Origin of the sequence: Bacillus paranthracis (assembly GCF_001883995.1) — a bacterium.
Lineage (GTDB): Bacteria > Bacillota > Bacilli > Bacillales > Bacillaceae_G > Bacillus_A > Bacillus_A paranthracis.
On the sequence record NZ_MACE01000005.1, the window covers coordinates 192683 to 214625 of the forward strand.

The following is a 21943-nucleotide window of genomic DNA, read 5'->3' on the forward strand; positions in this document are numbered from 1 at the left end:
CATGGCTGGACAAGATAAAACACATACTGTTTCCCCTTATTTCACATTCCTTCTATTACACTCCCTTCAAATTGGAGTAGGAGTGTTAGGATACCAAAGGATTATTGCGCAATTTGCCGGTTATGATGCTTGGATTTCTCTTATTATCGCTGGTATTGCAACTCATATCGTTTTATTTTGTATGCTTAAAATGTTAGAAAAAGATAATGATTTAATGAATATTCATACGACATGTTTCGGAAAATGGATTGGGAAAATTTTTTCCGTATGCTTTGCCGCATACCTTTTATTATTTTGTCTTACTGTTCTTCGTACGTATATTGAAGTTATTCAAGTTTGGGTCTTTCCTACAATTAAACCGTGGAAATTAACTTTCCTATTTTTACTTGTAGCCTATTACATAATTAGAGGCGGCTTTCGTTCTGTAACTGGAATTTGTTTTTGGGGCGTTATTATACCGATTTTCGTCCTGTTATTCTTAGTTTTTCCAATGAAATATGCGCATGTCCGTAACATTTTCCCAATTCTAAATCATTCACCTTTAGAAATTCTAACTGCAACCAAAGCATCTGCATTAGAATTTCTTGGATTTGAAGCAATCCTTGTTTTTTATCCATTTATTAAAAAAGGAAAATCGTTAAACAAATGGGCACATGGTGGTATTATTTTTACAACAATTCTATACGTAATACTAGCCATCGTTTCCCTTATGTACTATAGCCCAGGGCAACTACATCATACCATTTGGCCAACATTAACGATGCTAAAAATCATTAAAGTTCCTTTTATCCAAAGGTTTGAGTACATTATTATTTTCCTATGGTATCTTATTATTTTACCTAATCTTTGTTTAACCATTTGGTCTTCTTGTTGCATTAGTAAAAAATCTTTTCACATACCATTTAAAATTACATTGCCACTTTTTATCTCAGTCATATTTATTTCATCCTTATTTTTCACAAACCGTGAAAGTATCAACACATTAAATACAGTACTATCTCAAGCTGGCTTATATATTGTATACGCTTATATCCCAATTTTATTTCTATTCCATTCAGTGCGATGGCATTTCAAAAATCGGTCAAAAAAATCTTCACCCGACACACCGTAATCTCTGATACAATTTGATTAATACATTTGTAAAGGGGACAAGCGAATGAAAAAGTATGTATTTTCTTTACTTGCAGTACTGAGTTTAATTCTTGCTGGATGCGGAAGTACTAGTACAAATGACCAAAAATCTTCTGAATCAAAAAAAGAAGAACATGACCACGCATCGCACACTCAGCAAGCTGACATTCAAGAGAAAACAAAAGGAGTCGACACACTTCCTACCTTCCTAGACAAGCTTGATCCACAAATGAAAGATATCTACACTGTCGCTGGACAAAATGCAGAACTATTAGATTGGATTCCATGTTACTGCGGTTGCGGTGAAAGTGTAGGACATAAAAATAATAAAAATTGTTTTATTCGTGAAATTAAAAAGAATGGTGAAGTTGTTTGGAATTCTCATGCAACGACTTGCGTCAATTGCCTAGAAATCGCAGTTGAATCTGCTTCGATGAAACAAAAAGGAAAATCAACGCTTGAAATTCGTAACTATATCGATAATAAATACAAAGAAGGCTATGGCAAACCAACACCTACGCCAATGCCAAAAGCTTAAAAAACGAGGACATACCTCGTTTTTTCATTCACTTTTTTTCTTAACAAATTCTTTCAAGTGTATTTCTCCTTACTTATCACACACTATATATAACTCTCGGTAAGGAGGGTACACAGTGCAAACATATAACGACTATGATAAAGCTCTCTATTACACGTATTGCTGTAATTGGGATAAATTACTCGTTCTCATGGTTCAAACGAACGATCAATTATTTTCTAAGCGTATTGAGCATTTTTTACACGCTTATCAATACAGTAAAGAACTGCCAGAAGTTGATAAACAGTTGCAGCTCCTATTTCAATATATTGACCACGCATCCCAAAAGTCACATATAGAAGAAGTAGAGCAAATTCAAATGTAAACTATAGCGCTATTCTCTTCTGGAGAATAGCGCTTTTTTAAAATGTTCATATCAATAAAAGTTTCCCCGTATAAAACTTTTATTGATAAACATATTTTTTCTTTCTTTTCTGTACCACTTCATACTATAATTTAGTATGTAACTATTATAAGAGAGGTATAAAATATGGGACGAGAAAAAAAGCAAGAATATGCTTTATTTACCGCGTGGGGAGCTTCGTTTATTGCTACACTAGGAAGTCTATACTTTTCCGAAATCATGAAATTTGAGCCTTGTGTCCTTTGTTGGTATCAACGCATTTTCATGTATCCATTCGTTTTATGGCTCGGTATCGCTGTAGTAAAAAAAGATTATCGCATCGCAAGTTATTCTTTACCGATCGCAAGTATTGGTGCTTGTATTTCTTTATATCACTATGCAATTCAAAAAGTCGCAGCATTTTCGGCTGCAGGGGCAGCTTGCGGCCGTGTACCATGTACGGGAGAATACATAAACTGGTTCGGCTTTGTGACAATCCCGTTTTTAGCACTTATCGGCTTTATTACAATCGCTGTTTGTAGCTTTATTGTCATCAAAAACAAATAAGGAGATGAAAGAATGAAAAAAATGCTTATATTTGGCGGTATTATTATCGTCTTATTTGCGGCAATCTTTGCTGTAACTCAAATGGAAAAGAAAAACGCATCGACAGATGAAAAAGGTTACTACTCAAATAAAATTTCTCTTGAAGATCTCAATAAAAATATAGAAGATAAAAAAGAACAAACGATTTACTTTTATCAAACCTCTTGCGTTCATTGTCAAAAGGTCTCTCCTATTGTTGTACCTTTAGCGAAAGATTTAAATGTTGATATGAAAGTAATTGATATTGAAAATTTAAACGAGCCTTGGGATAAGTACGATATTAAAGGAACGCCAACGATTATTCATTTTAAAGATGGTAAAGAAGTAAGCCGTATTAGCGGAGAACAATCAAAAGAAAAGTTTAAAGAATGGTTTGAACAAACGAAAAAATAACGAGAAAAGGAAACTCCTTCTACACATGAAATGGACGTAAAATTCCAAACTAATGTATAAGGAGGGGGTTTTATGCCAGAAGTAAGATGCTCTGTTTCCAATTGTTCATTTTGGGGACAAGGTAACTTTTGTCAAGCAAGTGCGATTATCGTTCAGCCAGATGCGGATGAAACTGGTCAAACTGAAAATGAATCGTATACAAGTGCAGTTTTAACGAACGAGACGCTAGAAAGTTCTGTAGCAACAAGTGTAGAGACTTGTTGTCATACATTTAAGCCAAAATATTAAACATAAAAAGCATACGACTAATCGTATGCTTTTTTACATTCCCCTCCAAAAATCATGCATAATAAAAAAGTACAAAATAACGAGAACGGCTGTCCCGCATAACGTAATACGCCGATATATACTTTTCTCCCCTTCCCTTGCCTTAACAAATGCCCAAATAAATCCGAAGAACAATATTAAATCAACGTATGGAACATAAAACGAAAAGACGAGAAAAGCATACAAATACACGATAAATAAACAGGTCGTTACTAAGAAAACTTTAAACGCAAATTCACTTTTCATAATGTAACCGCCCCCTATCTGTACTGTATTATATTCAGCAAAGTACAATAGTTGCAGTTAAACTGGAAGTAGAAATAAGCTACCGTCTATAATACGGTAGCCTATTACGGAACATTATATTTTCGTTTATATATATTACTTAAAATCGAAGAAGGAATTTGCTCATAACGAATTTTTTCTCCTGTTTCATCCACAATATACAAATTGTTTCCTATATAATATATTCCATCTTTTCGTTTTGAGTACACTGCATATCTTTCGTTTGGCAATACCATTTTCACTTTCGTTAGCTGTCCATTCGGTTCTTGCCAATATATATCCACGCGATCTACTAACGTAAGCATACCAATTTGCTCTTCTTCTACTTTACGACCATTCCAGCTCACAACACGATAACCAAGCTTATTCGCTTCATATTCCGGGCTCGTATGAAACCGAGAAATGATTACTTTCGTCTGTAATTGAACTCGGTCATATAACCACTGTATATCCCTGTCATGCATACGAATACAGCCATTTGATTCCCTACTTCCAATTGTCCATTCCCGATTTGTCCCATGAATCGCATATTCATTTTTATCTAGTCCAAGCCATCTCGTACCAAGAGGGTTATTTGGTGCACCACCAGCTATTTTTTTTCGATGGTATTCTTTATTTTTATATTTAGTTATAATACAAAAATTACCTTCAGGCGTAGGTGTACGATCTCTTCCAGTTGTTACGGGGAATGTTTTTGTATAATTTCCATTTTCAAAAAAAGACAACTGGTTTGTCGTAAGATTCACTAATATTAAATGATCTGTACTAGCAAAAGCACTAACCGGTAGAATGAAAAATAATAGTATGACGAAACATAGCTTTTTCATCTATACCCCCCCTAGCGCTCACTATAATAAGTGGAATTAACTTTACTTTGCTCTTATAAATGAAAACTATCCATTTACAATAACGCCCCCATTTACATGTATCATTTGCCCGGTAATATAGGATGAATCACCAGACGCTAAATATACATATGCTGGCGCTAATTCATATGGTTGTCCAGGTCTTTGCATTGGAACATTGCTTCCAAACTGTGATACTTTTTTCTCATCAAAGCTCGATGGAATAAGTGGTGTCCAAATTGGTCCTGGCGCAACACCATTTACACGAATCCCTTTTTGCACTAATGACTGAGAAAGTGATCTTGTGAAAGCAACGATTGCCCCTTTCGTTGCAGAATAATCAATTAACGTTTCATTTCCTTCGTATGCAACGATAGACGCGGTATTTATAATGACATCCCCTTGCTTTAAATGAGAAAGTGCGGCTTTCGCAACGTGAAAATAAGAAAAAATATTAATACGAAAAGTCTTTTCTAGCTGTTCTGCTGTAATATACTCTAGTCCTTGCTGCGGATATTGCTGTGCGACATTATTTACTAAAATATTCAAACTACCTAGCTGCCGGACAGTCTCTTGTACAATATCTTTACAATGCTGTTCATCACTTAAATCACCTGGCAACAATACGCACTTTACGCCTTCTTTCTCAACATATTGTTTCGTCTCATTTGCATCCCCCTCCTCATCTAAATACGCAATCGCAATATTTGCTCCCTCTTTCGCAAAAGCGATAGAAACAGCTCGTCCAATTCCGCTATCTCCACCTGTAATTAATACATTCTTTCCTTTTAACTTTTCGCTTCCTTTATAATTTGGATCTTCAAACTGCGGTAGAGGATTCATTAATGATTCAATGCCAGGCTGTTTATTTTGATGTTGCGCCGGCATTGTTACAAAGTTTTTTTGCTGCGGCATAATTTCTTTCAACTCCTTTTTCTTATAATGTGCATAATAAAAACTGAAATTCGCACATCATATTACGATTAATATTCGAATTTAAGACACAAAATATGAATTGTTGTAAACTTTTTATGCAAAACTATTGCAAAATAGATAAAAAACGAATATTATATATAACTGTTGTGAAAATTATTCGTAAACAGAAAGGATGTTTATATGTTTAACCTTTCAAAACATAAAACTTCTATTAAAACTGAAATTATGGCAGGTATTATTACCTTCTTAACAATGGCATATATCATTGTCGTAAACCCAGTTATCCTTGGGGATGCAGGTGTTCCATTTGAACAAGCATTTACAGCAACCATTATCGCTGCTGTTGTCGGAACATTATTTATGGCGATCTTTACAAACTTACCAATCGCAATTGCACCAGGTATGGGATTAAATGCTTACTTCTCTTACTCTGTTGTAAAGGCTCATGAAGGCATGACTTTCGCAATTGCATTCTCTGCTGTATTCGTAGCAGGTATGATTTTAATTTTGTTATCATTCACATCTTTCCGTACAAAATTAATGGAAGCAATTCCTGAAAACTTAAAACATGCAATTACTGCTGGTATCGGTCTTTTCATCGCCTTTATCGGTTTACGTTTAACAGGTATCGTTACAAAAAATGAAGCAAACTTAGTTGGACTTGGTGATCTTCACTCTGCTCCAGTACTACTAGCATTAGCTGGACTTGGAATTACGATTGTTCTTATGTCTTTAAATGTAAATGGTGCGCTATTTATCGGGATGCTATTAACTGGTATTATCGCTTTCTTCACGGGACAATTATCATTCTCAAACGGTGTTACATCAATGCCTGGATTACCAGAAGGAATTATCGTTTCAAATCCAATTACTGCTGTATCTGACGTAATTAACTACGGATTATACGGCGTTGTATTCTCATTCTTCCTTGTTACATTATTCGATACAACAGGTACATTACTTGGCGTTGCTCAACAAGGTGGATTTATGAAAGATGGAAAGCTTCCAAAAGCTGGACGAGCTCTTCTATCTGACTCATTCTCAGCAACAATCGGTTCTATGTTCGGAACAACACCATCAACAGCTTACATTGAATCTTCTGCTGGCGTTGCAGCTGGTGGTCGTACTGGTTTAACAACTGTTACAGTAGCTGTTCTATTCGCTCTAGCAGCATTCTTCGGACCATTAGTAAGTGCCGTTTCTGGTGTATCAGCTATTACTGCACCCTCATTAATTATCGTTGGTAGTCTTATGATGGGTTCAGTTCGCCACATCGATTGGGACGCATTTGATGAAGCATTCCCAGCATTCTTAGTAATCTTAAGCATGCCACTTACATCAAGTATCGCAACAGGTATTGCACTTGGATTTATTTCATATCCACTTATGAAAGTGGCAAAAGGTAAATTCCGTGCTGTTCACCCACTTGTATATGTATTTGGAATTTTGTTTGCTTATCAATTGATATTCTTACCACATTAAAAAAGTAGAGCATCGGATTTCGATGCTCTACTTTTCTTTTATAACAATCATTCAAACTATAACGGTCCCTCCAAAATATGAAGGAGCTTATAATCTTTTAATATTTCTCTTCTACCTGTAATTCTTTACTATACTTTTGAATGAAAACTGACGAAACAACCATTACCATTCCTACACTAAATCCAATAAGCTGATCCAGTAGCATTTCATCATGAATGAACCAGCGCAGTAAAAATACCCCACCAAAAATAAGCATCATAATAAATCCAGTATGTCTAAGCCCTTTATATACATTTTCCATATGTATCACCTCTCTACATACTTTTATCCATATTATACCATAATCTAAAAACGTGTATAACCAACATTCGGTATCGAAACCAATAATAAAAAAGACTGCAGAGAATCCCATCTCCACAGCCTAATTATTATTTTTGCAAGAACGCTTTTAAATCTGCAAACTGTCTCTTTGCATCTTCATAGCCTTGCTCATATAGATTTTGTAGTTTTGCTGTATCTTTTTCCATACGATCTACTTGAAGCGGTACTTCTGGACGAATAACAAATAAATTACCCGCTTGTTCTTCTTTTTCAATGTAGTGAAGTGTTTCATTATACACTTCATAGCGATTTAGCATCGTGTTAACAAGATTCGGATATTTTTTATAAGCTTTCGCAGCAATCCACCCAAATCTTGATTTTTTCTTTGCGTAACCGTGATTTCTTGTTAAAATTACGACTGATTTTTTAAATCCATCTTCCTGTGCTTTACGAACTGGAATTGGATCTGAAATCCCGCCATCTAATAATTGCTTACCACGATAATTTACTACTGGTGCAATGAAAGGTAATGAACTAGAAGCTTGTAATAAATTTAGTGCATCGTCATTCGTTCCCTCTTTTTCAAAATAAACAGACTGTCCTGTTTCACAATCCGTCGTTCCTACAAGGAAACGCTCTGGGCTATTAAAGTATGTTTCAAAATCAAACGGCACATGCTTTTCTGGAATTTCATGAAAAATAAAATCCATATCAAATAGCTGACGTTTTCTCCATAAGTTTTTATACGATAAATATTTCGGATGTGATGCATAATCAATATTTACTGTTTTATTTCTATTTCTTTGTCTGGAAAGATACGACGCTGCATGACAAGCACCAGCTGATACACCGATTACATATGGAAAATATAAATCTTGTTCCATAAAGTATTCCAATATCCCGCCCGTATATACACCACGCATACCGCCGCCTTCTAATACTAACCCTGTATTTTCAAGCATGTTACTCTCTCCTCTATATATATTGACTCTTTAATTATTCACTATGTTAAGTATCTGTTTCTATTATATATGAGTTCTTTCAGAAATTATATTTAAAAGACTTGAGAAAACGGAATTTTTTCTTCCAATTATATTTCCAAATGATCAGAGACATCCTTTATAAACCTTTGAATAAAATCTTGTTCTTCTTTCGTATATCTATCTAAGAGTAACAGCCACTTTTCTTCAGCTTGTTTATGCAATTTATCATGAGCTTTATATATTTCATTTCCGCTTTCCGTTAAGCGAAAGAAAATTTCTTTTTGATTGTCTAACATTTGCATCTTCTCAACGAATTTCTTTTGGAACAACTTTGTACAAACTTTAGAAATTGCACCCTTCGTCATTCCCATTTCTATCGTAATTGCCGTTACATTCATCAGACCATTTTTCCCGATACACTCGATTACATGTAACTCAGATAAAGACATACCACTTACACCTGTCTCACGAAGAAACTTCTCATTTTGTCCTTTCAAATGTTCTTCTCTTTTATGCAAAAGTGTACGAATGTCCGAAAGTATTTCCATTTGTTTCGTTACATAATCCAATCCGTTCGCCCCCTAAGTTTCCAAAGAAACAATTTAACTATATACCATTTTAAAATCATTTTTTCATATTTACAAGTGAGAAAAACATGTTAAAATAAATTTAGTTTCCAAGGAAACCAAAAAAAGAAGGAGGTTAACATAATGAAAAAATCCAAACTACATTTCATTTTATATGTTGTCTGTATTAGTGCCTTACTTGGTTCCTTCGCTCAAAATATTTACACACCTATCTTGCCCATGATTCAAGGTTCTTTTCATACTTCTCTTTATCTTGTAAATGTAACAGTTTCACTTTTCACGTTCATTCTTGCAATTATGCAGCTCGTATATGGACCTTTCATTGATACAAAAGGGAGAAAATCTGTCCTTATCCCTAGTTTAGTCATTAGTACAATTGGTTCAATCGGATGTGCTTTTTCGGCAAACATTTATTTATTTCTCTTTTTCAGAGCTGTTCAAGCTATAGGAATAGCGGCTATACCTGTAGTTTCAGCAACGATTATCGGCGATTTATTTGAAGGAAAAGAACGCGGAGAAGCGATGAGCCTATACCAAATGTTACTTGCCCTCGCACCTGCGATTGGTCCTCTCATTGGTGGTTATCTCGGCAGTATAAATGGCCACTTATCCGTATTTCTATTTTTATCTATACTTGGCATTCTTTTATTAATGATAAACCTTTCACTACTTCCAGAAACAAAACCTACTGTAATGAAGCAACCGCAAGCAAAAAAGAATTACTGGTTTATCTTAAAAAATAAAACTGGATTTTCTATTACTCTTATTGGCTTCATTCAATTTTGTATTTACTTTTGCTTTCTCGTTTTTTTACCGAGTATTTTAACAAATTCATTTCATTTAACTGTAAAGGAAATTGGTCTTATGTTTGTACCAATGTCTCTTTCTATCATGCTGGGAAGTTTTTGCTACAAGTTTTTGCAAAAACGCCTCACAACAAAGCAAACTTTATTTATTACGAGTTTCTTCAATATTATATGTGTCGTTTTATTCTCTTTCACATATAGCATTAATATCCCATTCATCATTATCGTTACATCTTTGTACGGTTTTAGTATGGGACTTTCTATGCCAACTCACACTACTTTGTTAACGGAAGAATTCGTACAAGAACGCGCAACAGCTATCGGTATGTACAACTTCATCCGCTATCTTGGTATGGGCACAGGCCCACTTATAGGTGGATTTCTTTTATTTAACCAAAATTACTTTTGGATTTTCTTCCTAGGCGCAATTATATTTTTACTTGTAATCTTATATGCAATGAAAATGCTACGCTTCCCTGCCACACAAAAAGCAAAATAGAGACCTACAGATGGTCTCTATTTTAAACTCTTTGATCCGCAACAATATGAATATCAATATGTTTCGTCTGTCTCATAATTTCATTTACAATAGAACCTTTTCGAATTTCTTCCCACCGCGTTCTCGCTGATTGCCCAAGTAAAATTTGTGTTACTTGCAATCTTTTCGCGACTTCAATAATAACATCCGCTGGCTTTCTTCCTTTTGCTTCTTCTAATACAAAACTTGCATCAAATTGATTCGTGAGCGCCTTCCACTCTTCAATTGTTTGTTTTTTACTAGCTGAAAGAGAGTCTATATTTTCTCTTTCAACATTGAATACATACAATTCAGCGTTTAAGCGATCAGCCATGCGCCAGCCCCGTCTTATTAATTTCTCTGCAGTTGAACTGTACTGTACACAAACGAGAATTTTTTCTTTCACTCCGATTGGTTCTATCACTGTTTGACTAATCTTTTCGTCCATATCGTCAGCGACTTCCCGAAGTGATAATTCTCTTAGTGCTCCTAAATTATTAAGCGTAAAGAAATTTTGTAAGCTTTGCTGAATTTTTTCTTCTTTATATATCTTTCCATCTATTAACCTCTTCCGAAGTACTTCCGGCGTTGCATCAACTAGCTGAATTTCATTTGCTTTTTGTAAAATAAAATCTGGAATTCGTTCTCTTACTTTTACATTTGTAATTTGAGCTACAATGTCATGAACGCTTTCTAAATGTTGAATATTAAACGCTGACAATACGGATATACCAGCCTCTAACAATTCTTGTACATCCATATAACGCTTCTTATTTTTAGAGCTGGGAATATTACTATGTGCAAGTTCATCCACTACAACGACTTGCGGCGCACGTTTTATAATGCCTTCCACATCAAGCTCATAAAATATTTTTCCTTTATACTGTATTTCTTTCAAAGGAACTTTTTCTAAATCAGCAATTGCTTCTTCCGTCTCTTTTCTCCCGTGCGTTTCAATTAAACCAATTACAATATCCGTACCGTCCTTTTTCATCTCTCTAGCATCATAGAGCATTTTATAACTTTTCCCTACTCCTGGAGCAGCCCCTACATATAGCTTTAACTTCCCACGATTTTGCTGACGAATATATTCTAAATATTCCTCTGGCGTTCGCCTTTGAAACGTCGGTTTATAGTCATCTGCATACAAAACACACACAACCTTTCTTTCGAAACAACACTACCTCAATCCGTTAGATTGAGGTAGCACTGTTACTATTTCAGTAGTTTCTGTAATTCTAAATTTAACTTTAAGACATTTACGCGGGTCTCTCCAAATAAACCAAGTGCCGCACCTTCTGTTTGATCTTTAATCAATTGCTCTAGCGTTTCTTTCGGAATTTTCGTTAATTTCGAGATACGCTCTACCTGTACGGAAGCTGCCTTCGGACTAATATCAGGATCAAGCCCTGAACCTGAATTTGTCACTAAATCGATTGGTACTTCTGTAACTGGAACGCTCGGATTTTGTTTCTTCCACTCTTCAATACTTTTCTCTACTCGTTTCTCTAAATCTGGATTAGACGGTGCATAGTTATTTGAACCAGACGCTTCTGCTTTATATTCAATACTAGAAACACGCCCATGAAAATAACGTGGATCTGTGAAATTTTGACCGATTAATTTAGAACCAATCACTTCATTTTTATCATTATATATTAGACTTCCATCCGCATTATCCTTCATTACTGCTTGTGCAATACCAGTAATAATAAGCGGATATACAAGTCCACACAACACTAAAAATGTAAAAGTAATCCGGATGATTGGTGATAGTATACTTTGTTTCTTCGCCATCTCTTTCCCCTCTTCCTTATATGAACAAGCCGACAATCATATCAATTACTTTAATTCCAATGAACGGTACAATCACTCCACCAAGCCCATAAATAAGTAGGTTTCGGCCCAGTAGTGCATTCGAACTCATCGGTTTATATGCGATACCTTTCATCGCCAATGGAATGAGTAATGGAATAATAACTGCATTAAATAGTAATGCTGATAAAATCGCTGACAGTGGTGATGTTAGTTTCATAATGTTCAATGCTTCCATTTGCGGAATCGCAAGTGTAAACATTGCTGGAATGATTGCAAAATATTTTGCGATATCATTTGCAATACTAAATGTCGTTAACGCACCGCGTGTCATTAACAATTGCTTACCGATTCCTACTACCTCAATAATCTTCGTTGGATTCGAATCTAAATCAATCATATTCGCTGCTTCTTTCGCAGCTGTCGTACCACTATTCATCGCCAATCCAACGTCAGCCTGCGCTAATGCCGGTGCATCATTTGTACCATCACCTGTCATTGCTACAAGTTTCCCTTTATCCTGCTCTGCTTTAATAACTGCAATTTTATCTTCTGGTTTGCACTCAGCAACAAACTCATCTACTCCTGCTTCTTTTGCAATGGTTGCTGCTGTTAATGGGTTATCCCCTGTACACATAACCGTTTTAATCCCCATTTGACGTAACTGTTCAAAACGTTCACGCATACCAGGTTTTACTGTATCTTTTAAATAGATTAAACCGTAAATACGATTATTCACTGCAACTACAAGTGGTGTTCCGCCCTCTTTTGAAATGAAATCTGCTTTTTGATTTACATCTTTCGGAATTGTTCCACCTTGTGACTGAACCCATTCAATCACGCTACCGACAGCACCTTTTCTCACTTTCGTTCCGTCCTGTAAATCAACACCACTCATTCTCGTTTCTGCTTTAAATGGAACAAACTCACCTTGTTCCGCAAGTTCTCTATTATATGATATAGATTTCGCTTGCACATACTCGATAACAGATCGACCTTCTGGTGTTTCATCTAAAACTGAGCTAATCGCAGCCCACTTTCCAACTTGCTCAATCGTTTCATTTCCTACAGGTAATAATGTATGAGCCATTCTGTTCCCGAAAGTAATCGTACCCGTTTTATCTAAAATAATTGTATTAATATCGCCAGCAGCTTCTACTGCTTTACCCGACATTGCTAACACATTAAACTTTGTCACACGGTCCATCCCGGCAATACCAATCGCTGATAATAATCCACCAATTGTCGTTGGAATTAAACAAACTAACAATGCTACAAGTACAGCTGTATCAATTTGAAATCCTAAATAATTTGTGAAAATCGGCAGCGTCACAACAACGATTAAGAAAATAAGCGTTAAACTCGTTAATACTGTATTTAAAGCAATTTCATTCGGTGTTTTTTGACGAGCAGCCCCTTCTACTAAAGAGATCATTTTATCAATAAATGATTCACCAGGATTACTCGTAATGATAATCGTAATCTCATCACTTACAACCATCGTACCGCCTGTTACGGAACAAAAATCACCGCCAGCTTCTTTTATTACAGGAGCTGATTCCCCTGTAATCGCAGATTCATCAACAGATGCTAATCCTTTTATGACTTCCCCATCACTTGGAATCATTTCTCCTTGTTTTACAATAACAACATCACCTTTTCTTAGATCCGTTGCTGAAACTTGAACAATGTTCCCATTTTCTTTTACAACATTGGCAAACACATCTTTCTTCGACTGTTTTAAAGAATCGGCTTGCGCTTTCCCCCGTCCTTCCGCTAATGCTTCTGCAAAATTAGCAAATAAAACTGTAAATAAGAGAATGAAAGAAACTGTTATATTAAACCATCCTGGTACACTACTAGAATGACTTGGAAGAAACGATAAAATGAACGTAATGATAAATCCAATTTCTACAACAAACATAATCGGATTCTTTATCATGACTTTTGGATTCAATTTCGCAAAGGATTGTTTCATCGCATTTGTTACGATATCACGATCCATCGTTTTCGCTTGTCTAACTTCATCTTCTACAACATGCATTTGTGACTCATTTACTCTTTTTTCTTTTACTACTACCGGTCTCATCATTTACCCTCCATTACTTCAATGTAAGAAATTCTGCAATTGGACCGAGTACCAACATTGGGAAGAATGTTAATGCACCGACAATTACAATTGTTCCGATGAAAATGCCGCCAAATAAACTATTATCCGTACGGAACGTTCCGACTGTTTCTGGCACAACCGTCTTCTCTTTCAATGAAGCTGCAACAGCTAGCATCGTAATTAAACTGAAATAGCGTCCTAAAAACATAACTAAACCAGTTGTAATATTCCAAAACGGTGTATTATCTGCTAACCCTTCAAATCCAGATCCGTTATTCGCAGCTGATGACGTATACTCATAAACAACTTGTGTTAAACCGTGGAAGCCCGAGTTAGAAATCGCTTCTGTTCCTAAATGTGTAGAAAGAGCTAATGCCGAAAATCCTAAAATGAGCAATGGATGAAATAGTATCGTTACCGCAATTAATTTCATTTCCTTACCTTCAATTTTCTTACCTAAAAACTCTGGTGTCCGTCCAACCATTAATCCAGATATAAAAACTGCGATGATCGCATACATAATAATGTTCACAAAGCCTGCTCCAACGCCGCCGTATACTGTATTTAACATCATATTTACGAGCGGAACTAGACCGCCAATTGGTGTTAACGTATCATGCATCGTATTCACCGCTCCAGTTTCAGCAGCTGTCGTTACTGTTGCGTATAGTGAAGAAAATACGGTTCCGAACCTTACTTCTTTTCCTTCTGTACTTCCTTGTACATGTTCAATACCCATTTCATTTAGTGCTGGATTCCCGTTTAGTTCAGATGTCGTAATTGTTATAAACCCTAGTAAAAACACCATGAATAGTGAAACGAAAAGGATGCGACCTTGTTTTTTATTTCCTACCATTCGTCCGTACGTAAATGGAAGTGCTGTTGGCAATAACATCATAAGCATCATTTGCAAAATATTACTCATTTGCCCTGGATTTTCGAAAGGATGCGTAGAGTTGGCTCCGAAAAATCCACCGCCGTTATTTCCAAGTTCCTTAATGGACACGAATGATGCAACTGGCCCGCGTAAAATACTTTGTTTCGCGCCATCAATCGTTTGCGCCGTAACTGCCCCGTCTAACGTTTGTGGTACACCAAGTGCGACAAAGACTAGTGCCGCCATAAATGCGATAGGAAGAAACACTCTCGTTAATGCTCTCGTAAAATCAACGAAAAAGTTACCGAGTTCTTTTCCAGCAAGCCCTCTTATAAATGCCATAACGAGCGCTAACGTCGTTGCCGGTGCTGCAAACATTAAGAATGTAATTCCGATTAATTGTGATAAATAAGATAAACCATTTTCACCGCTATAATGCTGTAAGTTCGTATCAGCCATAAAACTAATTGCTGTATTAAAAGCGAGCGTAGGCTCCATTCCTTCAATGTGTGCTGGATTTAATGGCAATACTCCTTGTAGTCTGAAAATGAAATATACGACAACAATCATAAATCCATTTAATAAAACTAATGATAATGCGTACTGTTTCCACGTTTGATTATATTCTTTTACACCCGTAATTTTAAAAATAAGTTTTTCAAAAGGCCCGAATACTTTATCTAGCTTTTTACTCCCTTGAAAGGCTTTCTCTAAATAAATTCCCGTTGGCTTTGCCACAAGAATAAACAATAGCATTGTAATAACGACTGCAACCCAGATCATAATGAATGACTCCCCCTAATTAAAACTTTTCCGGATTTAATAATGCATACACTAAGTACACCGTAATTGCTGCAACAATAATCGATAAGGCAATCATCATGATTGCTTCCCTTCTTTCACAACTTTATCTGACCAACTTGCAAGACTTGCCATCGATGCAACTAACACAACAAAAATTCCGATCATTACAACATCTAACATAGCTACCCCTCGCTTATCTGTAAAAATTTACCATTTAAATATTAAAAAAGAACACTGAGCTCTACTCAGTGTTCAAAAAATGAACAACAAAAAGTAAACCTCCTCTCTAAACGCTTACGAGGTTAGCTGTCGGATTCGGGCCTAAAGAGTAGCCCTACTTTCAAAACTGAAAGATTCACCCCAAGTGACGATGCACAAAATTGGTTCCCCCGCTCCATTTCTGGAACTCAGCGATTTTAGGTTTTTTTGGAAATTTTATGAATGATTTATGAGAGTAAATATACTCCTCTATATTTCACTTGTAAAGAGCTAAATTACTGAAAATAAGAAAATATCTATCTATTTAAACGCTTACATTGAGTGTTATTAATATTTTTTCATCTGTTTTCTCGTCTTTTCTTACTTTTTCATAGAAATGATCTTTTAAATACGAAATAAAAAGAGCGAATGACATGAAGTGCATCGCTTATTGCACTTAGCATTCGCTCTTTTTTATTCACTATTTATTCTCCTCGTAAAAAAGTACGTAAATTTCTCCCGCGAATATAAACTTGTGACAATTCTGCATGTAGTTGCTCATATTCGATCACATCTGTTTTTAAGTATAAAGCGTCTTTCGATGGCAATATGATATAAGGCCTTGGAAAAATAGGATCGAGCACCACCAATTCTTGAACTCGCTCTATCGATACCGCCCAACGATTCGCTATATCTCCTAGTAACAACACCTTCATCTTCTTCTCCCCCGCCCTATTCAAAAAATAAAAAAGAAATATTATCACAATTCGTAAACACGACAAATGTAGCTCCAATTGTTTCATAGAGCCTCGCTGGGTATCGTTTATTCCTTGTAACAACAGTAATAGGTGCTTGAAAAGAAAAGCGAATGTGTTCTGTAAAGAAGCTAATAATTGGAAGCTCATCCCCTAGTAAAATCACCTTCTTAATACACTCACAAACACTAGCAAAATCCTGCTCCTTACTACAGCTATACGTCCAATCAAACCCACAATTCCTCACTTCAGCCGCTATCTCTTCATTTGCGGTAAAAATAATTAACTCATGTTGAAACGCTACTAAATCTATTAAACTATTTACCTTGCTTTCTTCTCCAACACAAATAAGTGTTAGTTCCATGTACCTCATCCTCCTTAGCATAAAAGAACTCAAACATAGATTGATATTCCCCTATACTAATCAGATCGATGAAGTGATGTATCCATCATGGCACCGTCCTCTCTCAAGACGCTTACGAAGTTAGCTGTCGGATTCGGACTTTGAGAGTAGCCCTACTTTCAAAATTGAAAGATTCACCCCTAGTGACACTGCACAAATTGGTTCCTCCGCTCCATATAATTGGACTCAGCGTATTACAAAAAATATATTCTGGCTGATATATTACTCTTGTATCTAGAAAAAGTAAACAGAAAAAAAAGCCAGTTATACAACTGACTTTTGTCTACTTATACATGTGCTTTATTCAATTTATATGCAAAATGATTCGTCGGTCCATGACCACTTCCAATATGTAGCGGCTCTTCAATTGCTATACTAATAAATTGTTTTGCTTCTTGAACTGCCTCTTCAATTGAGTATCCTTTCGCAAGTCCAGCTGTAACCGCTGAAGCAAATGTACACCCGCTTCCATGCGTTTGCTTTGAAGGAATTCGTTCACTTCTAAATTCAATAAACTTTTCTCCATCAAAAAGTAAATCAATTACTTCATTACCTTGATATTCTGCATGTCCGCCCTTCATAAGTACATATTTCGCCCCTAATTCATGCAATACTTTTGCAGCCTCTTTACTATCTTCAACGTTATGAATTTCTAGCCCCGTTAACACTTCTGCCTCAGGAACATTCGGCGTTACAACTGTTGCTACTGGCAATAAATATTCTTTTAACGCTTGTACTGCTTCTTGCTGTAATAATGATGCACCGCCCTTAGCAATCATAACAGGATCTAGTACAATATTATTCCAGCCAAATTTATTAATATGTTCTGCTACAATTTGAATAATTTCGCTGCTAAATAACATTCCTAATTTCACAGCATCTGGTGTTAAATCCGTACCAATTGAATTCAACTGTTCCGTAATACCTTCTAACGAAACTGGATATACCCCTTGAACGCCAAGCGTGTTTTGAGCAGTAATTGCCGTAATAGCCGTCATCCCATACACACCAAGCTCTTGGAATGTTTTTAAATCTGCTTGAATGCCGGCACCGCCACCGCTATCAGATCCTGCAATTGTTAAAGCTTTATTTACTTTCATCCCACTCATCCTTTTCTATCCAAAATAACGATGATAAACTGTTTTTGCTTCACTTATATCTTTCGTTCCATGTACAAGTACACGACCATCTTTAAAAGCAACTAATCTCTTTTCTTCCACAGAAAATGATAATAAATATGGATTTACATTTAAATCATTTACACGATCATGCAGCAGCTCTTTGTATCGTTCAAAATCCATTTCCTCTTTATGAGGTGGTCTAATTTGAACTGTATTTCTCCCGCATAAAACTGCTGTTTTCGATGTATTTTCTTTGTTTAAATAAGGATATAATGCATTCTCTCCGCACGAAGGGCAATTATGTTTACGAAGCTTTTGCACATTCATACATGAATATTCATTCTTCCATACATCAAACGATACAAGTCCATCTCGAAGTGATTCGTAATCTTCCACTAACAGTTTAAGAGCTTCCGTTACTTGATGAGAAACGACGAGAGATACAGCAGGTGATATAATCCCCGCTGTATCACATGTCGCTCCGCCAAGCGGAATCGATTGTAATAAACAAGATAAACATGGCGTTTTACTAGGAAGGATTGTGTAAGAAAGACCGTAACTTCCTACACATGCTCCGTAAATCCATGGAATAGCATATTTTTGTGCTATATCATTCACAATGAAACGCGTTTCGAAATTATCAGTTGCATCAATCATTACATCAACGTTTGTAACGAGTTCTTCTAACTCCTCAGCTGTTACATCTTGAACGAGCGCTTCTACTCTTACTTCACTATTAATCTCTTCTAGACGATTCTTTGCTGCTACAGCTTTCGGAAGATTATTTTTCACATCACTCTCTGCATACAATTGCTGCCTTTGTAAATTACTCCAATCGACATAATCCCGGTCAACAATCGTTACTGTACCAACACCAGCTCTTACAAACATTTCTGCATTTGCACTACCTAGTGCGCCTGCACCGATAATAAGCACATGCTTTTCCCTTATCTTTTGCTGTCCTTCTTCTCCAATTGGAGAAAATAGTTCTTGGCGAGAATATCGATTATTCAACTACGCTCATTCCTTCTAAAGGACTACTTGCCGTTGCACAACGTTTACGTGCAATACGACCTGCTTCAAAGCCTAAACGGCCTGCCTCAATACTTAATTTCATTGCTTGTGCCATTTTAATAGGATCTTTTGCTCCTGATACAGCTGTATTTAATAACACACCATCTGCTCCTAATTCCATCGCAAATGCCGCATCAGCCGGGCTACCGATACCAGCATCAACGATAACTGGTACTGTCGCTTGTTCAATAATAAAACTTAAATTTAATGGATTTACAATACCAAGCCCTGAACCGATTGGTGATGCTCCTGGCATAATCGCATGCACGCCAAGTTCTTGTAATTTACGTGCTAATACAACATCATCAGATGTGTACGGAAGTACGATAAATCCTTCTTCTAGTAACATTTCAGATGCCTTTAACGTCTCTACCGGATCAGGTAATAACGTTCTATCATCACCAATAACTTCTACCTTTATCATGTCGCAAAGCCCTGAAGCTTTTGCTAATTTTGCAATACGAACAGCTTCTTCAGCATTTTTTGCTCCGGCTGTATTCGGTAATAACGTATATTTTTTCACATCAAGTTTCTCTAATAAATTAGGTTGCTTTGCATCAAATATATCCATACGACGTACTGCGAACGTTAAAACTTCTGCCTCAGATACATCAATTGCCTTTTGCTGCACATCAAAATCAGGGAATTTTCCTGTTCCTAATAAAAGTCTAGAATGAAATGAAAATGGTCCAATGTTTAACATAATCAACCGCCTCCTACGAAAGTTACAATCTCAATTTGGTCTCCATCAAAAACAGATGTATCTGTATGATCATCTTTTTGTAAAATATCTTTATTACGCTCTACTACAACAATTCTGTTATCTAACTCTAAATGTGTAAGTAGCTCAGCTACTGTTTTCACACTCTCTGGCACTTCAATTTGATTACCATTAATTTTTAAATTCAAACTTCCATCCCCTTTCTAAACTGTTTTAGAAAGCAATAAATCTAGCAAGTGATTCTCCTGCTTTCCTTCTATTAAATCAGCCATATATTGACCAGAAACAGGACTTAATAAAATGCCGTTTCGATAATGGCCTGTGCAAGCATATAAACCTTTTATTTCTTCATGCTCTCCCATATAAGGAGCCTCATGATTCGACTGTGGTCTTAATCCGGCCCATGCGCTTTCCCATTCCGCTTCTTTTAATGCTGGCAATATTGTATACGCGCGCTCTAATATAGAAGTAATACTCTCTGGTTGCACAGTTTTATTGAATGTACGGGGCTTCATCGTTGCTCCAATTACGTAACGTCCGCCGCGCTTTGGTGCAATGTAAAACCTTTCTTGGAAAATAGGCGCCTTTAAAAGTGGTTTTCTACTTCTGACCGCTACTACTTCTCCTTTAACTGGATATGTACCCCATTCGCGGTGAAAATAACCTAGTAACTTCGTGCTCCATGAGCCACCCGCAATAACAACTTTTTCGCAAGTGATCATACCTTCGCTTGTCACAATTCCAGTCACTTTATTATTTTCAATACGGATATCAAATACTTCTGTTTGCTCATATATATCAGCACCCGAAAATGATGCGGAATGTGCGAATGCTTTCGTAAGCTCTGGTGCAATAACATGACCATCTTTCGGATAATATACAGCCCCTATAATTGACTCAGATAGATACGGCTCTTTCTCTCGCAAACGATCTCCCGCTAGGAAATAAGAATCTTCACCGGTTTTCTGCTGCCAATCCATAATGTGAAGAATTCTTTCCTTCTCATCTTCATTTTGAGCAATGCGATAAATGCCTTTCTCTTCATACCCAATATCGATGCCTGTTTTTTCGCGTAAAACTTCTGCAAGTTGTGGAAATATAGCACGGCTTTCTCTCGCAAGTTCAAATAGCGGGTCATATTCATCCCATTCTGCCTGCACCCCAAGTAAACCAGCGGCTGCTTTCGAGGCTTCAGATGCAATCTGTTGCTTCTCTACAATCGCTACTTTATGGCCTCTTTCTGCTAGAAAATGTGCAACTGAACTACCAATTACACCACCGCCAATTATCGCTACATCATACTTCTTACACATGTTTTTCCGCCCACTTTCTTATTGATTCCTTATAAGATTTCGCTTTGCTATACGGGTTACTACTACTTATAATCCCAGACATAACAGCAATACCACTGACGCCGTTAGTAAGAACATCTCCAGTGTTTTCCGGAGTGATTCCTCCAATTGCTGTAATCGGTATGGATAAACACTTTGCAATGTCTGAAATTTCTTCAAGCCCTCTCGCTGGCACACCTTTTTTACAATCTGTCGGAAATACATGACCATAGACGAGTGAATCCGCGCCATTCTTAAATGCATCAATCGCCTCTTCTAAAGAATGCACAGAATAACCGACATGCAAATAAGAAAACTTTTCTTTCACTGACCTTACATCAGCGCTTCGATATCCTAGCTGCACGCGCGGAATATTTAATAAAATAGCAATATCAATTCGATCATTTATCACTATTTTCGATGCTGGAAAGCCCTTCTTCAAAAGACTTTCCACACCTTCATACAATTCCTTCGTACTTTTCTCACGCTCACGAATATGCAAATAATCAATTTCACTTTCAATTTGCATCGCTACATTCACTAACTCTTCGAATGACATGTGACCATTTGAGATTACATGAAGCTCATTTTTCAT

Annotated in this window: 28 protein-coding genes and 2 riboswitches; of the genes, 8 read left to right on the forward strand and 20 right to left on the reverse strand. The window is 36.4% G+C overall.

All coding sequences use genetic code 11. The annotated features are described in order from the left end of the window. The first annotated feature begins 1 nt into the window (after position 1). From BAQ46_RS01485 to BAQ46_RS01510, 6 genes are all read left to right on the forward strand, one after another. Positions 2-1111, forward strand: coding sequence for a GerAB/ArcD/ProY family transporter (locus BAQ46_RS01485; protein WP_071741533.1), 1110 nt, complete (start codon positions 2-4; stop codon positions 1109-1111). Positions 1112-1156: 45 nt separating this feature from the next. Continuing rightward, a complete protein-coding gene (locus tag BAQ46_RS01490; RefSeq protein ID WP_071741534.1) occupies positions 1157-1669 on the forward strand; it encodes a PCYCGC domain-containing protein in 513 nt (170 codons plus the stop codon). A 115-nt stretch (positions 1670-1784) separates the two neighbouring features. Beyond that, complete coding sequence (locus BAQ46_RS01495) at positions 1785-2033, forward strand: YhdB family protein (protein WP_001195458.1); 249 nt, start codon at positions 1785-1787, stop codon at positions 2031-2033. Between the two features lie 165 nt (positions 2034-2198). Beyond that, positions 2199-2618 (forward strand): disulfide formation protein C, encoded by a 420-nt coding sequence (locus tag BAQ46_RS01500; RefSeq protein WP_000532258.1) that lies wholly within the window; start codon positions 2199-2201, stop codon positions 2616-2618. A gap of 12 nt (positions 2619-2630) precedes the next feature. After that, on the forward strand, positions 2631-3050 hold the full coding sequence (locus tag BAQ46_RS01505; protein WP_000738457.1) for a thioredoxin family protein: 420 nt from the start codon (positions 2631-2633) through the stop codon (positions 3048-3050). Positions 3051-3122: 72 nt separating this feature from the next. Then, positions 3123-3338 carry a DUF1540 domain-containing protein gene (locus BAQ46_RS01510; protein ID WP_001115486.1) on the forward strand — a complete coding sequence of 72 codons (216 nt, stop codon included), beginning with the start codon at positions 3123-3125 and terminating at the stop codon, positions 3336-3338. Between the two features lie 33 nt (positions 3339-3371). Here the strand turns inward: BAQ46_RS01510 and BAQ46_RS01515 are convergent, their stop codons facing one another. The 3 genes from BAQ46_RS01515 to BAQ46_RS01525 form a co-directional block, all read right to left on the reverse strand. Then, a complete protein-coding gene (locus BAQ46_RS01515; RefSeq protein ID WP_000834195.1) occupies positions 3372-3623 on the reverse strand; it encodes a hypothetical protein in 252 nt (83 codons plus the stop codon). Positions 3624-3727: 104 nt separating this feature from the next. Continuing rightward, positions 3728-4489 (reverse strand): L,D-transpeptidase, encoded by a 762-nt coding sequence (locus tag BAQ46_RS01520; protein ID WP_000732025.1) that lies wholly within the window; start codon positions 4487-4489, stop codon positions 3728-3730. A 66-nt stretch (positions 4490-4555) separates the two neighbouring features. Continuing rightward, positions 4556-5422 carry an SDR family oxidoreductase gene (locus BAQ46_RS01525; protein ID WP_001136277.1) on the reverse strand — a complete coding sequence of 289 codons (867 nt, stop codon included), beginning with the start codon at positions 5420-5422 and terminating at the stop codon, positions 4556-4558. Positions 5423-5623: 201 nt separating this feature from the next. On the opposite strand from BAQ46_RS01525, the gene BAQ46_RS01530 reads away from it, so the two are divergent. Beyond that, on the forward strand, positions 5624-6925 hold the full coding sequence (locus tag BAQ46_RS01530) for an NCS2 family permease (RefSeq protein WP_000482726.1): 1302 nt from the start codon (positions 5624-5626) through the stop codon (positions 6923-6925). Positions 6926-7022: 97 nt separating this feature from the next. On the opposite strand, the gene BAQ46_RS01535 is transcribed toward BAQ46_RS01530, so the two are convergent. The 3 genes from BAQ46_RS01535 to BAQ46_RS01545 all read right to left on the reverse strand — a co-directional run bounded on the left by BAQ46_RS01535 (position 7023) and on the right by BAQ46_RS01545 (position 8798). Continuing rightward, positions 7023-7226 (reverse strand): hypothetical protein, encoded by a 204-nt coding sequence (locus tag BAQ46_RS01535; RefSeq protein WP_000432811.1) that lies wholly within the window; start codon positions 7224-7226, stop codon positions 7023-7025. 127 nt (positions 7227-7353) lie between these two features. Continuing rightward, a complete protein-coding gene (locus tag BAQ46_RS01540) occupies positions 7354-8208 on the reverse strand; it encodes a patatin-like phospholipase family protein (RefSeq protein ID WP_000892678.1) in 855 nt (284 codons plus the stop codon). Between the two features lie 128 nt (positions 8209-8336). Continuing rightward, positions 8337-8798 (reverse strand): MarR family transcriptional regulator, encoded by a 462-nt coding sequence (locus BAQ46_RS01545; protein ID WP_000386827.1) that lies wholly within the window; start codon positions 8796-8798, stop codon positions 8337-8339. 141 nt (positions 8799-8939) lie between these two features. Here BAQ46_RS01545 and BAQ46_RS01550 point away from each other — a divergent pair, with 141 nt between their 5' ends. After that, the gene (locus BAQ46_RS01550) at positions 8940-10121 is read left to right on the forward strand and encodes an MFS transporter (protein ID WP_000748676.1); all 1182 of its coding nucleotides are present in this window, start codon (positions 8940-8942) and stop codon (positions 10119-10121) included. Between the two features lie 22 nt (positions 10122-10143). Here the strand turns inward: BAQ46_RS01550 and kdpDN are convergent, their stop codons facing one another. From kdpDN to tenI, 14 genes are all read right to left on the reverse strand, one after another. Beyond that, positions 10144-11298 (reverse strand): KdpD-like non-kinase potassium sensor, encoded by a 1155-nt coding sequence (kdpDN, locus tag BAQ46_RS01555; RefSeq protein WP_084638292.1) that lies wholly within the window; start codon positions 11296-11298, stop codon positions 10144-10146. Positions 11299-11354: 56 nt separating this feature from the next. Beyond that, positions 11355-11936 carry a K(+)-transporting ATPase subunit C gene (gene kdpC / locus BAQ46_RS01560; RefSeq protein ID WP_001085545.1) on the reverse strand — a complete coding sequence of 194 codons (582 nt, stop codon included), beginning with the start codon at positions 11934-11936 and terminating at the stop codon, positions 11355-11357. Positions 11937-11952: 16 nt separating this feature from the next. Next, the gene (gene kdpB, locus BAQ46_RS01565; protein ID WP_001248035.1) at positions 11953-14043 is read right to left on the reverse strand and encodes a potassium-transporting ATPase subunit KdpB; all 2091 of its coding nucleotides are present in this window, start codon (positions 14041-14043) and stop codon (positions 11953-11955) included. Between the two features lie 13 nt (positions 14044-14056). Beyond that, on the reverse strand, positions 14057-15724 hold the full coding sequence (gene kdpA, locus BAQ46_RS01570; protein WP_046198885.1) for a potassium-transporting ATPase subunit KdpA: 1668 nt from the start codon (positions 15722-15724) through the stop codon (positions 14057-14059). A gap of 19 nt (positions 15725-15743) precedes the next feature. Further along, on the reverse strand, positions 15744-15824 hold the full coding sequence (gene kdpF, locus BAQ46_RS01575) for a K(+)-transporting ATPase subunit F (protein ID WP_000972376.1): 81 nt from the start codon (positions 15822-15824) through the stop codon (positions 15744-15746). Continuing rightward, entirely contained in the window at positions 15821-15925 is a 105-nt protein-coding gene (locus BAQ46_RS01580; RefSeq protein ID WP_000887889.1) for a SipW-dependent-type signal peptide-containing protein, read from the reverse strand. The genes kdpF and BAQ46_RS01580 overlap by 4 nt, the downstream gene beginning before the upstream one ends. Positions 15926-16022: 97 nt before the next feature. Beyond that, positions 16023-16168: riboswitch (cyclic di-AMP (ydaO/yuaA leader) on the reverse strand. Between the two features lie 260 nt (positions 16169-16428). After that, the gene (locus tag BAQ46_RS01585; protein WP_048558010.1) at positions 16429-16659 is read right to left on the reverse strand and encodes a hypothetical protein; all 231 of its coding nucleotides are present in this window, start codon (positions 16657-16659) and stop codon (positions 16429-16431) included. Between the two features lie 16 nt (positions 16660-16675). Continuing rightward, positions 16676-17062, reverse strand: a complete 387-nt coding sequence (locus BAQ46_RS01590; protein ID WP_000424071.1) for a hypothetical protein — start codon at positions 17060-17062, stop codon at positions 16676-16678. A gap of 93 nt (positions 17063-17155) precedes the next feature. Further along, positions 17156-17303: riboswitch (cyclic di-AMP (ydaO/yuaA leader) on the reverse strand. An 85-nt stretch (positions 17304-17388) separates the two neighbouring features. Continuing rightward, on the reverse strand, positions 17389-18201 hold the full coding sequence (gene thiD, locus BAQ46_RS01595; protein ID WP_000867406.1) for a bifunctional hydroxymethylpyrimidine kinase/phosphomethylpyrimidine kinase: 813 nt from the start codon (positions 18199-18201) through the stop codon (positions 17389-17391). A 15-nt stretch (positions 18202-18216) separates the two neighbouring features. Beyond that, on the reverse strand, positions 18217-19236 hold the full coding sequence (thiF, locus tag BAQ46_RS01600) for a thiazole biosynthesis adenylyltransferase ThiF (protein WP_061536425.1): 1020 nt from the start codon (positions 19234-19236) through the stop codon (positions 18217-18219). Continuing rightward, a complete protein-coding gene (gene thiG, locus BAQ46_RS01605; protein ID WP_000931995.1) occupies positions 19229-19999 on the reverse strand; it encodes a thiazole synthase in 771 nt (256 codons plus the stop codon). The genes thiF and thiG overlap by 8 nt, the downstream gene beginning before the upstream one ends. A 2-nt stretch (positions 20000-20001) precedes the next feature. Next, positions 20002-20205 carry a sulfur carrier protein ThiS gene (thiS, locus tag BAQ46_RS01610; protein ID WP_001049505.1) on the reverse strand — a complete coding sequence of 68 codons (204 nt, stop codon included), beginning with the start codon at positions 20203-20205 and terminating at the stop codon, positions 20002-20004. Between the two features lie 15 nt (positions 20206-20220). Continuing rightward, positions 20221-21330 carry a glycine oxidase ThiO gene (gene thiO, locus BAQ46_RS01615; RefSeq protein ID WP_046198889.1) on the reverse strand — a complete coding sequence of 370 codons (1110 nt, stop codon included), beginning with the start codon at positions 21328-21330 and terminating at the stop codon, positions 20221-20223. Then, positions 21323-21943, reverse strand: a complete 621-nt coding sequence (gene tenI / locus BAQ46_RS01620) for a thiazole tautomerase TenI (RefSeq protein WP_000787179.1) — start codon at positions 21941-21943, stop codon at positions 21323-21325. Before tenI ends, thiO begins: the two co-directional genes overlap by 8 nt.

Coding starts and splice junctions, on each gene's coding strand:
- BAQ46_RS01485 (WP_071741533.1), top strand. CDS start 2: ATGGCTGGACAAGATAAAACACATACTGTTTCCCCTTATTTCACATTC.
- BAQ46_RS01490 (WP_071741534.1), top strand. CDS start 1,157: ATGAAAAAGTATGTATTTTCTTTACTTGCAGTACTGAGTTTAATTCTT.
- BAQ46_RS01500 (WP_000532258.1), top strand. CDS start 2,199: ATGGGACGAGAAAAAAAGCAAGAATATGCTTTATTTACCGCGTGGGGA.
- BAQ46_RS01505 (WP_000738457.1), top strand. CDS start 2,631: ATGAAAAAAATGCTTATATTTGGCGGTATTATTATCGTCTTATTTGCG.
- BAQ46_RS01510 (WP_001115486.1), top strand. CDS start 3,123: ATGCCAGAAGTAAGATGCTCTGTTTCCAATTGTTCATTTTGGGGACAA.
- BAQ46_RS01515 (WP_000834195.1), bottom strand. CDS start 3,623: ATGAAAAGTGAATTTGCGTTTAAAGTTTTCTTAGTAACGACCTGTTTA.
- BAQ46_RS01520 (WP_000732025.1), bottom strand. CDS start 4,489: ATGAAAAAGCTATGTTTCGTCATACTATTATTTTTCATTCTACCGGTT.
- BAQ46_RS01525 (WP_001136277.1), bottom strand. CDS start 5,422: ATGCCGCAGCAAAAAAACTTTGTAACAATGCCGGCGCAACATCAAAAT.
- BAQ46_RS01530 (WP_000482726.1), top strand. CDS start 5,624: ATGTTTAACCTTTCAAAACATAAAACTTCTATTAAAACTGAAATTATG.
- BAQ46_RS01535 (WP_000432811.1), bottom strand. CDS start 7,226: ATGGAAAATGTATATAAAGGGCTTAGACATACTGGATTTATTATGATG.
- BAQ46_RS01540 (WP_000892678.1), bottom strand. CDS start 8,208: ATGCTTGAAAATACAGGGTTAGTATTAGAAGGCGGCGGTATGCGTGGT.
- BAQ46_RS01550 (WP_000748676.1), top strand. CDS start 8,940: ATGAAAAAATCCAAACTACATTTCATTTTATATGTTGTCTGTATTAGT.
- kdpC (WP_001085545.1), bottom strand. CDS start 11,936: ATGGCGAAGAAACAAAGTATACTATCACCAATCATCCGGATTACTTTT.
- kdpB (WP_001248035.1), bottom strand. CDS start 14,043: ATGAGACCGGTAGTAGTAAAAGAAAAAAGAGTAAATGAGTCACAAATG.
- kdpA (WP_046198885.1), bottom strand. CDS start 15,724: ATGATCTGGGTTGCAGTCGTTATTACAATGCTATTGTTTATTCTTGTG.
- kdpF (WP_000972376.1), bottom strand. CDS start 15,824: ATGATGATTGCCTTATCGATTATTGTTGCAGCAATTACGGTGTACTTA.
- BAQ46_RS01580 (WP_000887889.1), bottom strand. CDS start 15,925: ATGTTAGATGTTGTAATGATCGGAATTTTTGTTGTGTTAGTTGCATCG.
- BAQ46_RS01585 (WP_048558010.1), bottom strand. CDS start 16,659: ATGAAGGTGTTGTTACTAGGAGATATAGCGAATCGTTGGGCGGTATCG.
- BAQ46_RS01590 (WP_000424071.1), bottom strand. CDS start 17,062: ATGGAACTAACACTTATTTGTGTTGGAGAAGAAAGCAAGGTAAATAGT.
- thiD (WP_000867406.1), bottom strand. CDS start 18,201: ATGAAAGTAAATAAAGCTTTAACAATTGCAGGATCTGATAGCGGTGGC.
- thiG (WP_000931995.1), bottom strand. CDS start 19,999: ATGTTAAACATTGGACCATTTTCATTTCATTCTAGACTTTTATTAGGA.
- thiO (WP_046198889.1), bottom strand. CDS start 21,330: ATGTGTAAGAAGTATGATGTAGCGATAATTGGCGGTGGTGTAATTGGT.
- tenI (WP_000787179.1), bottom strand. CDS start 21,943: ATGAAAAATGAGCTTCATGTAATCTCAAATGGTCACATGTCATTCGAA.